This window comes from Synechococcus sp. EJ6-Ellesmere (assembly GCF_024345875.1).
In the GTDB taxonomy this organism is placed as follows: Bacteria; Cyanobacteriota; Cyanobacteriia; order PCC-6307; family Cyanobiaceae; genus Regnicoccus_A; species Regnicoccus_A antarcticus.
This window is the reverse complement of record NZ_JAGQBY010000116.1, coordinates 1-10045: the sequence shown is the minus strand read 5'-3', so window position 1 is coordinate 10045 and position 10045 is coordinate 1. Positions and strand designations below refer to the sequence as shown.

Here is a 10045-nt window from a genome sequence, read left to right as displayed (position 1 = left end):
GGCGACCCCGGCGGTGGGCACGTCCCGGGCCTGCCACTACCTGCGGGCGATGGCGATCTGGGCCCTCTGGGCCACCCACACAGACTGGCAGCCGATCCCCGGCGCTGAGCGCGAACCATGAGGCGGCTGATCCGCCGCGCCGGCCGGCTGCTCCTGGCCCTGGGGCTGGTGCTGGGCTGCCTGCTGGCCTCGCCCACCAGCCCAGTGCTGGCGCAGCTGCACGAGCGCCCCAGCGAAACCGGCAGCCCGGTGCTGCGCAGCCTGGTGAGCCTGCGCGACCTCGATGACCAGGCCTGGCAGCTGGTGGCCTTCAGCGACGGTGCGTCCGGAGCGCCCCTGCGTCTGCGGGTGGTGGGCTACCCCGGCAAGGTGCGCCTTGATCACCCCACCCCCCTGCAGGTGCGCTCGGGTCCATTCCAATGGCAACTGAGCGATGTGACCCTGGAGAGTCCAGCGCTGGGCAACGACGGCCGCTCCGCCGCCGCCGAATTCGATCTGAGCCCCTTGCTGGCGGAACTGAGCCAGGACCGGCCGCTGCGCTTGCGGCTGCCGGGTGTGTTCACGGAGTTGCCGGTGCCACCCTTCGTGGTGGCCGAGTGGCGCAGCCTGGGCGGAGCTCAGGCTTGAGCAGGGGGCGCCCCTGGAGCGCCTGGATGGAGCGGGCCCTCGGTCTGGCCGCCCTGGCGCAGGGCCGCACCAGCCCCAACCCCCTGGTGGGCGCGCTGGTGCTCGACGCCAACGGCCTGCTGGTGGGGGAGGGCTTTCACGCCGCCGCTGGCAGGCCCCACGCTGAGGTGGGGGCCCTGGCCCAGGCGGGAGAGCGGGCCCGGGGGGGCACGTTGGTGGTGACCCTGGAGCCCTGCTGCCACCACGGCCGCACGCCCCCCTGCAGCGAGGCCGTGATCGCCGCAGGAATCCGGCGGGTGATCGTGGCGATGGAGGACCCCGATCCGCGGGTGGCGGGCCAGGGCATCGAGGCACTGCGCCAGGCCGGGGCGGAGGTGTTGGTGGGGGTGCGCCAGAGCGAGGCCCGGAACCTGAATGCCGCCTTCTGTCACCGGCTGCGCAGCGGCCGGCCACTGGGGATTCTGAAATGGGCGATGAGCGTGGACGGGCGCACAGCCCTGCCCAACGGAGCCAGCCAGTGGATCAGCGGACCAGCGTCAAGGGAGTGGGTGCACCGGCTGCGGGCCCGCTGCGATGCGGTGATCGTGGGGGGTGGCACCCTGCGCACCGATGACCCCCTGCTCACCAGCCGCGGCCGGCGGGCGATCGAGCCGCTGCGGGTGGTGATCAGCCGCGAGCTGGGGCTGCCTGAGCAGGCCCAGCTCTGGGACCAGAGCACAGCCCCGACCCTGGTGGCCCATGGGCCGGAGGCGCCGGAGCCCGATCGGCTCCAGCTGGATGCGCTCGGGGTGGAGCGGCTGGAGCTGTCCGGCTGCGAACCGCTGCAGCTGATGGAGGTCCTGGCCCAGCGGGGCTGCAACCAGGTGCTGTGGGAGTGCGGCCCCAGCCTGGCGGCGGCGGCCCTGCGCCAGGGCTGTGTGCAGCGGGTGGCGGCGGTGATGGCGCCGAAGCTGCTGGGGGGCACCGCCGCCCGCACGCCCCTGGGGGACCTGCAGCTGAACTCGATGGCCATGGCACTCCCCTGGCGGGAGCAGGGTCTGAGCCGCTCGGGCGACGATCTGATCTGGGAGCTGAACGGGCCGGAGAGCTGAAGGTGCCAGGACACCCTCCTTAGATTCTCGGCATGATCAACCAGCTCCAGCTGCGCCTGCCGATCCCCCTGCTGGGGATCCTGCTGGCGGCGGGCGTGTGGTTGGCCCTGCAGCTGCTGGGCCGGAGGCTTCCCAATGGATCGCTGGGCCGCGCCCTGGTGCTGCGCAGCCGGTTGAGCCTGGCGCTCACGATCCTGGTGAGCACCAGCGCCTGGTGGCTGCTGACGCTGCTGGGCCCCGAGCTGCTGCCACTGCCCCGGGGCGGCGCCGAAGTGCGCGATGAGCTGATCTTTTTCGGTCTGATCTGGACGCTGCTGCGCTGGAAGAGCGAGATCTGGAGCCAGGCCGACACCTACTCGCAGCAGGTGTTCCCGAGTCTCCCCCAGCGCGACCGGCTGTTCCTCTTCGATATCAGCGACAAGCTGTTCACGATGCTGGTGGTGGTGATCATCGGCCTGAAGTTGCTGCGGCTGCTGGGCACCCCCACCGCCTTGCTGGCCACCGCCGGGGGCTTCGGTGCCGCGGCCCTGGGTTTTGGCGCTCGCACGATCGTGGAAAATGGATTAAGTGGCATCAGCCTCTACATCAACCGGCCCTTCGTGGTGGGGGATTTCATCCGGATTCCCTCGGAAGATCTGAATGGCACCGTTCAGACGATCAGCTGGTTCTACACCGAGCTGCGTGATCCGGAGCGGCAGCCGATCTTCATTCCCAATTCGATCTTCACCATCAAGCCGATCATCAACATCGCCCGGATTGACAGCCGGCGGGTCTGGATCGACTTCGGCCTCCGCTACGACGACCGGGCCGCGATCGAGACGATCATCGCCGAGCTGCGGGAGCAGCTGGAGTCGAATACGAGGATCGATCATCAGAAGGCACCGGCGGTTCATTTCGTGGGTTACGGGGATTCGAGCCTGAACCTGCGGCTGCTCTGCTACGTGGCCAGTGGCGACATCCAGGCGGCCTGGGATCTGCAGCAGGAGCTGTTGCTGCGTATCGGTGAGGTGGTGGACAAGCATCAGGCGGGAATGCCCTTCCCCACTCGCACCCTGATCAGGGGCTGATCCCGCCATGACCCTCAGTTTCGCCGAACTCCAACGCCAGCTGCGGCCGGAATGGGGCGAGTTCCACCCCAGCAGCGACCAGAACCATGGGCGCGAGGGCAACGGCGAGGGCTGGGATCTGCTGGTGGTGCCCTCACTCAGCCTTGATCACCACCAGATCGCGCTGGTGACCGGGGCCCACCACTACGAGGAACGCCAGCTGTTCTCACTGATCCGACTGCGCGATCCCGGTGTGCGGGCGGTGTACCTCACCAGCAAGCTGCTGCCGGAACTGGTGGTGGATGCGGTGCTGGAGCTGCTGCCGGGGGTGCCCGCCTCCCACGCCCGCCGGCGTCTGCACCTGTTCGACACCGACGACGCCTCCGCCCGCTCCCTCACCGAGAAGCTGCTGGAGCGGCCGGCGCTGCTGGAGCGCATCCGCGAGCGGCTGCGGCCGGGGCGCAGCTTCATGACCTGCTTCAACGTGACCGAGCAGGAGAAGCAGCTGTCGGAGCGGCTGCAGGTGCCGCTGCTGGGCACCGATCCGGCCCTGAGCCACTGGGGCGGCAAGGCCGGCAGCCGCGAGCTGTTTCGCCGCTGCGCCGTGCCCCATCCGCCCGGCAGCCCCCTGTCCTTCGACCTCGACGCCCTCGCTGGCGCCACGGCCGAGCTGTGGGAAGCCCACCCCGAGCTGAGCCGGGTGGTGGTGAAGCTGGACCAGGGCTTCAGCGGTGAAGGCAACGCCCCCCTGGAGCTGGAGCCCCTGCAGCTGGCGGGGCTGAGCGGCCGCGAGCGCAGGATCCGTCTGCGGGAGGCCCTCGAGACCCTGGCGATGCCACCGCCCCAGTGGCGCCAGTTGTTGCAGGAGCAGGGAGCGCTGGTGGAGGCCTGGCTGCAGGGGGGGGATGAGCTGGCCTCACCGAGCGTGCAGGGGATGATCCACCCGGGCGGGGCGGTGGAGGTGCTCTCCACCCACGAGCAGGTGCTGGGCGGGGTGAGCGGTCAGACCTACCTGGGCTGCCGCTTCCCCGCCGAGGAGCACTACCGCGCCGAGCTGATGCGTCACGGGCTGGCGGTGGGCCAGGCGCTGGCGGCGGAGGGTGCCCTGGAGCGCTATGCGGTGGATTTCGTGGCGCGCCGCTTCGGGGACCGCTGGGATCTTCAGGCGATCGAGGTGAACCTGCGCAAGGGCGGCACCACCCACCCCTACATGGCCCTGCGGTATGCCACCAATGGCCGTATCGATGCGGCCAGCGGCCTGTTCCGCTCCCCCACCGGCCAGCCGCTCTATTACGCCGCCACCGACAACCTCTGCGACCCCAGGCTGCGTGGCCTGCTGCCGGTGGATCTGATCGACATCGTGGCCGCCGCCGGTCTGCACTTCGATCCAGCCGAACTGCGCGGCAGCATCTTCCACCTGCTGGGCTGCCTCTCGGAATTCGGCAAGCTCGGCATGACCTGCATCGGCCGCAGCCCCGAAGAAGCTGAATCGATCTATGCGGCCACCACCGAGCGGCTGATCGCGGGAGCCGAGGCCTTACGGGGATGAGGACCGACAGGAGTTTCCATTCCCGGCCATACTCTCCCTGGCTCGAAGAGCTGCGACTTACCTTATAGCTCGCCAAACATCAACATCAAGCCTGAGGCTTCAGCCATGACGACAGCCATCATTTTTCACAACGTTGAAGCTGGCACCACGTGGGCTCAAGCCTGGAAGAAAGGTCCTGGAAGTCGTCACGAAATGTTCGCATCCATAGGGGTCACCTGCCGAACCTTCCGTGACCCCAACAATCCGAATGCCACTGGGATCATGGCCGACATTCCCGACATGGCCAGGTTCATGGATCTGCTCCAATCTGCCGAAGGCCAGAAAGCAATGAAGGACGATGGCCTGAAGATCGAAACAATGCGGATGTTGATCGAGTTCACTCCATAGCACTGGTGGGCCATGTCTCTCACGAGGCTGGCGTCCAAGAATCACTGCCGGCACCCCATCGCCATCCCATGACGGATCTCGATAGGCCTGATGACATCGGCCAGCCGAGCACCACAACCGGCCCCCCTGGGCTTCAGGATGAAGAACCTTGACCCCACCGCCATGGAAGCCCGCTGGAACGACGCCCTGATCGCCACCAGTGACGACATCGTCAAGCTGGAAGGCAACGCCTACTTCCCCCCCGAGGCACTGGTGAGCGAGCACCTGCGGCCGTCGTCGCACCGCAGCGTCTGTGGCTGGAAGGGCGAAGCCCACTACTACGACGTGGTGGTGGGGGATCAGGTGAACGCCAACGCCGCCTGGTTCTATCCCGAGCCCAAGCAGGCCGCCAGTGAGATCAAGGGTCGAGTGGCCTTCTGGAAGGGCGTGCGCGTGAGCTGAGGCGATGACACTCACCTTCACTCCGATTCACATCTTCCGGGAAACACCGGCCGTCACCTTCTACGACACCAGCGTGGCCGGCAGCAACGCCAGTGATGTGGTGCTGCACCATGGCCCAGCCTTCTCGCCGCCCGACGACGGGGAGTTCCTGCAGTTCTACGTGCACCACCACCAGGTCGATCACAACCTGGTGGTGCTGGGCAGCCGCACCTTCACCGTGCTCAACCCGAGCTGGGACCATCCCCACCATGTGGTGCACCTGGAGCGGGCGATGGGGGCGCTGGAGCTGCCGATCGACACCTACCACCGCTCGGTGTCAGGGCCGGAGGGCAGCCTGGTGCTCAACCAGCCGGAGCGCACCAAGGGGTTCAACGTGATCAGCGAATTCCAGCCGGTGAGCCTGCGCGAGCGCGACGATCTACGCCAGCTGCTGACCGTTCCCCCCTGGGTGTGGTGCTGGCGTGGTGGTCGCCTCTGCCGAGATCAGGGCTGAGGCAGGCCGTTGGCGCCGTAGGCACGCTCCAGCACCAGCTCCCGACCCGGCTCGGGCCGCCAGCAGAGCCTCACCACCAGGGGATCGCCAAAGCGGCGCTCCAGGGCGGTGGTGAGAGTGAGGTCGTCGGTGAGCTTCCAGCAGCCGCTGCCTGAACCATCGCCGACCGGCAGAACCGCGGCCCGCAGGAGCGGCGCCGGGGCCGGATCCACCACCCCGGGGCGCGCTTCCACCACAACCACCACGCTTTCGAGCCGCTCGGCGCCGTGGCGCACCACCACCCGCCGGCGGCGATCGCCGTCCACCAGGCAAAGCTCCATCACCGCTGGCCAGGGGCCGGTCTTGTCGGGCCCGAGGCTCCAGTGCCCATCGGGGCTGATCGCCATCAAGGCCGGCGGTTCGGCAAAGCGCATCGTGGCCACCTTGCCGGTGTTCAGGTAGGTGAGGGCCGCTTCGATCTGGCCATCGGTCTCGTGCACATGCAGACGTGTGCCAAAACGCTCACTCTCCAGGCCCTGATCATCGAGGCGAATGAAGGTTCCTTCCCAGTGGCCTGCATTGCGCCCCAGCAGAGTGGAGCGGCGATCGAGGCTGGACACGGGCGGGCTGAAAGAGGAGGGCTCGAATGCTGGCAGCCCCAGAACTACGGCGCGGCTGGTGGCTGGGTGGAATCCGCCTCCAGCAGCGGGTCGGCCTCCTCGCTCTCCTTGCCCCAGCCCAGGATCATGCCGGTCACGGGAATGGCCAGAAACACCCCCAGCAGGCCCGCCAGACGCTCGCCCACGAACAGGGCAAAGAACAGCACCACCGGCCGGATCTCAAGGGCGCGGCCCATCACCCGCGGATGGATCAGGTTGTCCTGGATCTGCTGCAGCACCACCGAAGCGATCACCACCTGCAGGGCCAGCCACTGGCCCTGGGTCAGGAACACCAGGCCGGAGGCCACGATCACGCCGAGGGTGGCACCGATGCCGGGAATGGCATCCAGCACACCCACCACGATCGCCAGCACCAGGGAGAACTTCACCCCCAGCAGGGCGAACACCAGGAAGCTGGCGAGGCTGAGGAAGATCATCAGCGTGATCTGACCGCGCAGGAAACCCAGCACGTTCTTCTGGACGCTGCGGTCGAAGCGGCCACGCACGTCTTCAGGCAGCAGGCGCAGGGCCTGGCTCCAGGTGGCCCCGTTGTCGACCAGCATGTACACCACGATCACCAGCAGAAACACCCCACCGAAGACGTTGGTGAAGGCACCGCCGATCACCCCGAGGCCGGTGCCGAGGCTGGCGCGCAGCAGCTCAAGCACCTTCGAGAGCTCGATCGTGTTCAGATAGCTGTGAAAGGGCAGATCCGGACGCTGCAATCCCAGCACCAGGTCATTGAGCAGGCTGCTGCCCTGGTTGATCAACTGGAACCCGAGCACCGCCGCGAACAGGCTGGCCACAGCCAGGCCGGCCAGCACGGTGATCAGGATCGCCAGGCCCCGTCCGCAACCCAGGCGCACCAGCCGCCGCACCGGATAATCAAGCAGCACCGCCAGCACCGCCGCCGCGATGAACACGGTGAGCACCGCTCGGAAGTAGTCGATCAGCTGCACTACCGCCCAGCCGCAGGCCAGCAGCAACAGGAAGCGCAGCAGGGCGGAGTGGCTCAGCCGCAGCCAGGCCGGGCCGTTCGGGTCGTTCATGGAGTTCGAGTAGAGCCGGCGGCCCACAAGATTCGCTGAAGGGAGTGGAACCCGGCCGAAAAAGAGCGGATTGACTTAAGACGGTGGCCCATGGAACTCAAGCCCTCTGCCTAGGCTCAACGATCAATGGGACAGAGTTTCTGCACGCCTCCGCTCTGCTCGAGACTCCTTCCCCGGAGCCCCGCTCCAACCCGTCCGTGGGCGACATGCGCTATGGCGATTTCGTTCTCAGGCCCTTCATGGCCAGCGACGATCGCCTCGCCTCCTGGCAGATCCTGAGCACGGTCGGGGCCTACCTGTTGCTGTGGGCAGCCACGGTGGTCGTCGCTCGTCAGTCGCTCTGGCTCACTCCGCCCCTGTTGGTGGTGCTGGTGCTGCTCTCGGGTCGTTGCTTCTCGCTGATGCACGACTGCGGCCACTCCTCCCTCTTCAGCTCGAAACGGCTGAACCGGGCGGTGGGCTTTCTGCTGGGCGTGATCAATGCCATTCCCCAGTACCCCTGGTCGCAGGGTCATGCCTACCACCACAAGCACAACGGCAACTGGGACCTCTACCGGGGCCCCTCGGCCCTGATCAGCCTGGAGCAGTACGAGCAGCTCAGCCCCCGCGGTCAGTGGGTGTACCGGTTGCTGCGCCACCCGCTGATGCTTTTTCCGGGCGGCTTCTTCTATCTGGTGATCAAGCCCAGGCTGGCTCTGTTGCTCGGATCAGTCCAGTTTCTGGGCCATGCCATCACGCGGCTCCGTGCCGACTGGCGCACCCCATGGCCCGAGCTGGTGAGGTCGTTTCAATCACGCCACTGGTACAGCGGCGCCGAATTCATCGATCTGCTGCTCAACAACATCTGCGTGATCGCCAGCTGGGTGCTGCTCTGCCACTGGATCGGCGCCGGCCTGTTCTGGAGCCTTTACTCGCTGGTGATGGCCGCTTCGGCAGCGCTGTTCATCTGCATCTTCTTCGTGCAGCACAACTTCGAGGGCTCCTACGCCCATCGCAGCGAAGGGTGGGACCCGCTTGAGGGCGCGATCGCCGGCACCAGCCTGCTGGTGCTCCCCGCGGTCCTCAACTGGTTCACCGCCGACATCGGCTGCCACAACATCCATCACCTCTGCGAGCGCATCCCCAACTACCACCTGCGGGCCTGCCAGGAGCGCAATGCCGCCCTGCTGACCGGGGCCACGCGCCTGACCATCGCCGACATCCCGCGCTGCTTCAAGTACGTGCTCTGGAACCGGGAGAGCGAAACCCTCTCGCCCATCCCCTGGGGCTCGGCCTGAGTGGCTGATCACCGAGCAGCCCTTAAAAAAGCTGTGGCATCCCTGGGCTCAAGCCGACCCCAGACATAAGTTCGAGAGAACGAATTCGCTGGACCCGTCATGGGCATGGGTGAACTGTTCCTCGAAAGCCTCAGCACCGGTGTGATCACGGTGGAGGAGATCAACTGGGTCACCGCCCAGCAGAAGGCCTTCAACCGTCAGGAGGAGGCCACAGCTCTGAAGCTGGGCCGCCTGCTCGACTCAGGGCGCATCCAGATCGGCTGCCGTGTGCCGCCAGCAGCCGCAGCCTGAGCTTCAGCTGATTGCGGTCCGGCTGAGATCAACTAGGGCTGGGCAGGATCCCCTTTGAAAGGGCCTGGCACCTGTGAGGTGATCCAGCCGCCGTAGAAGCCGCCGGGCTGGGGAATCACCACTTCCCCGTCCAGCCAGCAGCCGTCCATCAGGGCCGGATAGACAGCGAACCAGCCGGCGATGGCGGCAAAAGCGGCCGTGGGTTGGGGGTACGACCACACAGCCCGCTCGAGGCGACGCTCTCCCACCACCACGTCGTAGTACCGGGCCAGTCCCTTCCATTCACAGAAGCTGCGCCCGGCGGCGGGATGCAGCAGCTCCAGGCGCAGATCCTCCGGGGGCAGGTAGGGGGTGGGCGGATGAAAGGTTTCGAGAACCATCAGGGAGCGACGGGTGTCCGCCAGCAGCTCCCCCAGGGCCCGCACCTGAATCCAGGCCTCAGAGGGCACCAGCGCCGGGGGTCGCGGATAGTCACAGACCCGCTCCGGCTGGCGGTCTCTTGACGGCCGGTGGATCCCCATTCGCTGGCCCTGACCATGACAATGGTCAGCATGGCCAACCCCTCACCCGTTCGGCAGCGCCGTGGCCTGGATCGCCTCCTGAGCCGGCTCGGCGGCACCGCCGTGATTCCCCTGCTGATTCTCTCCGTGGCCTGGGGTCAGGAGCTGGTCGATCAGATCGTCTTCGCTGGGAACTGGAATCTGCCGATGCTGCCGGGGGGCTCATTCCTCGGGGTGCTCACCGCCCCGTTCAGCCACGCCGACCTGGGCCACCTGCTCGGCAACAGCCTCTGGTTTCTGCCGCTCTCCTGGCTGGTGCTGCTCAAGAGCTGGCATGACTACCTGGCCGTGTGGGTGGGGGTGTACGTGATGGCGATCCCGGTCTGGCTGTTCTCCAGCAACGGCAGCCATGGGCTCTCAGGCGTGGTCTTCGCTCTGGTGGGCTACCTGATCGTGATCGGCTTCCTGGAGCGGCGACCGCTGCCCCTGCTGCTCTCGCTGTTCAGCCTGGTGAGCTATGGCGGTTTCCTGCCCGGCCTGCTGCCCTTCTTCACTCCAGCGGGTGTGAGCTGGATCGGTCATGTGAGCGGCTTCGCGGGCGGGGTGCTCGCCGCACTGGCCGTCTATAGAGAACTGGCGGGAATGACCAGGAGCTC

Annotated in this window: 13 protein-coding genes; 10 read left to right on the top strand and 3 right to left on the bottom strand. The window is 67.1% G+C overall.

Annotation, left to right across the window (positions count from 1 at the left end; genetic code table 11):
- Nucleotides 1–117: 117 nt before the first annotated feature.
- The 7 genes from KBY78_RS12555 (at nucleotide 118) to KBY78_RS12525 (ending at nucleotide 5634) form a co-directional block, all read left to right on the top strand.
- Nucleotides 118–627: a DUF3122 domain-containing protein gene (locus KBY78_RS12555; RefSeq protein ID WP_255143863.1), complete on the top strand. Its 510-nt coding sequence runs from the start codon at nucleotides 118–120 to the stop codon at nucleotides 625–627.
- Nucleotides 628–653: 26 nt separating this feature from the next.
- Complete coding sequence (gene ribD, locus KBY78_RS12550) at nucleotides 654–1718, top strand: bifunctional diaminohydroxyphosphoribosylaminopyrimidine deaminase/5-amino-6-(5-phosphoribosylamino)uracil reductase RibD (protein ID WP_255143865.1); 1065 nt, start codon at nucleotides 654–656, stop codon at nucleotides 1716–1718.
- A 32-nt stretch (nucleotides 1719–1750) separates the two neighbouring features.
- The gene (locus KBY78_RS12545) at nucleotides 1751–2785 is read left to right on the top strand and encodes a mechanosensitive ion channel family protein (RefSeq protein ID WP_255143862.1); all 1035 of its coding nucleotides are present in this window, start codon (nucleotides 1751–1753) and stop codon (nucleotides 2783–2785) included.
- A 7-nt stretch (nucleotides 2786–2792) separates the two neighbouring features.
- On the top strand, nucleotides 2793–4313 hold the full coding sequence (locus KBY78_RS12540; protein ID WP_255143861.1) for a peptide ligase PGM1-related protein: 1521 nt from the start codon (nucleotides 2793–2795) through the stop codon (nucleotides 4311–4313).
- Nucleotides 4314–4418: 105 nt separating this feature from the next.
- Nucleotides 4419–4700, top strand: a complete 282-nt coding sequence (locus KBY78_RS12535; RefSeq protein WP_255143860.1) for a hypothetical protein — start codon at nucleotides 4419–4421, stop codon at nucleotides 4698–4700.
- A 162-nt stretch (nucleotides 4701–4862) separates the two neighbouring features.
- On the top strand, nucleotides 4863–5141 hold the full coding sequence (locus KBY78_RS12530) for a DUF427 domain-containing protein (RefSeq protein ID WP_006171836.1): 279 nt from the start codon (nucleotides 4863–4865) through the stop codon (nucleotides 5139–5141).
- A 4-nt stretch (nucleotides 5142–5145) separates the two neighbouring features.
- Entirely contained in the window at nucleotides 5146–5634 is a 489-nt protein-coding gene (locus tag KBY78_RS12525) for a hemagglutinin (RefSeq protein ID WP_255143859.1), read from the top strand.
- On the opposite strand, the gene KBY78_RS12520 is transcribed toward KBY78_RS12525, so the two are convergent.
- Both KBY78_RS12520 and KBY78_RS12515 read right to left on the bottom strand, forming a co-directional pair.
- A complete protein-coding gene (locus tag KBY78_RS12520) occupies nucleotides 5625–6233 on the bottom strand; it encodes a DUF3598 family protein (protein ID WP_255143858.1) in 609 nt (202 codons plus the stop codon). The two genes, KBY78_RS12525 and KBY78_RS12520, sit on opposite strands and share 10 nt — an antisense overlap.
- Nucleotides 6234–6277: 44 nt before the next feature.
- Nucleotides 6278–7321, bottom strand: a complete 1044-nt coding sequence (locus KBY78_RS12515) for an AI-2E family transporter (protein ID WP_255143857.1) — start codon at nucleotides 7319–7321, stop codon at nucleotides 6278–6280.
- 206 nt (nucleotides 7322–7527) lie between these two features.
- Here KBY78_RS12515 and KBY78_RS12510 point away from each other — a divergent pair, with 206 nt between their 5' ends.
- Complete coding sequence (locus KBY78_RS12510; RefSeq protein ID WP_255143864.1) at nucleotides 7528–8598, top strand: fatty acid desaturase; 1071 nt, start codon at nucleotides 7528–7530, stop codon at nucleotides 8596–8598.
- Between the two features lie 105 nt (nucleotides 8599–8703).
- Complete coding sequence (locus KBY78_RS12505) at nucleotides 8704–8889, top strand: hypothetical protein (protein ID WP_232201811.1); 186 nt, start codon at nucleotides 8704–8706, stop codon at nucleotides 8887–8889.
- Nucleotides 8890–8921: 32 nt separating this feature from the next.
- Here the strand turns inward: KBY78_RS12505 and KBY78_RS12500 are convergent, their stop codons facing one another.
- Entirely contained in the window at nucleotides 8922–9338 is a 417-nt protein-coding gene (locus KBY78_RS12500) for a DUF427 domain-containing protein (RefSeq protein ID WP_255143856.1), read from the bottom strand.
- An 87-nt stretch (nucleotides 9339–9425) separates the two neighbouring features.
- Here KBY78_RS12500 and KBY78_RS12495 point away from each other — a divergent pair.
- Nucleotides 9426–10045: rhomboid family intramembrane serine protease (locus KBY78_RS12495; protein WP_261350200.1), on the top strand; the 620-nt coding region annotated here is incomplete at its 3' end.

Bases quoted from the DNA above. Each gene is read 5' to 3' on its own strand.
- KBY78_RS12555 (WP_255143863.1), top strand. From the start codon at position 118: ATGAGGCGGCTGATCCGCCGCGCCGGCCGGCTGCTCCTGGCCCTGGGG.
- ribD (WP_255143865.1), top strand. From the start codon at position 654: ATGGAGCGGGCCCTCGGTCTGGCCGCCCTGGCGCAGGGCCGCACCAGC.
- KBY78_RS12545 (WP_255143862.1), top strand. From the start codon at position 1,751: ATGATCAACCAGCTCCAGCTGCGCCTGCCGATCCCCCTGCTGGGGATC.
- KBY78_RS12540 (WP_255143861.1), top strand. From the start codon at position 2,793: ATGACCCTCAGTTTCGCCGAACTCCAACGCCAGCTGCGGCCGGAATGG.
- KBY78_RS12535 (WP_255143860.1), top strand. From the start codon at position 4,419: ATGACGACAGCCATCATTTTTCACAACGTTGAAGCTGGCACCACGTGG.
- KBY78_RS12530 (WP_006171836.1), top strand. From the start codon at position 4,863: ATGGAAGCCCGCTGGAACGACGCCCTGATCGCCACCAGTGACGACATC.
- KBY78_RS12525 (WP_255143859.1), top strand. From the start codon at position 5,146: ATGACACTCACCTTCACTCCGATTCACATCTTCCGGGAAACACCGGCC.
- KBY78_RS12515 (WP_255143857.1), bottom strand. From the start codon at position 7,321: ATGAACGACCCGAACGGCCCGGCCTGGCTGCGGCTGAGCCACTCCGCC.
- KBY78_RS12510 (WP_255143864.1), top strand. From the start codon at position 7,528: ATGCGCTATGGCGATTTCGTTCTCAGGCCCTTCATGGCCAGCGACGAT.
- KBY78_RS12505 (WP_232201811.1), top strand. From the start codon at position 8,704: ATGGGTGAACTGTTCCTCGAAAGCCTCAGCACCGGTGTGATCACGGTG.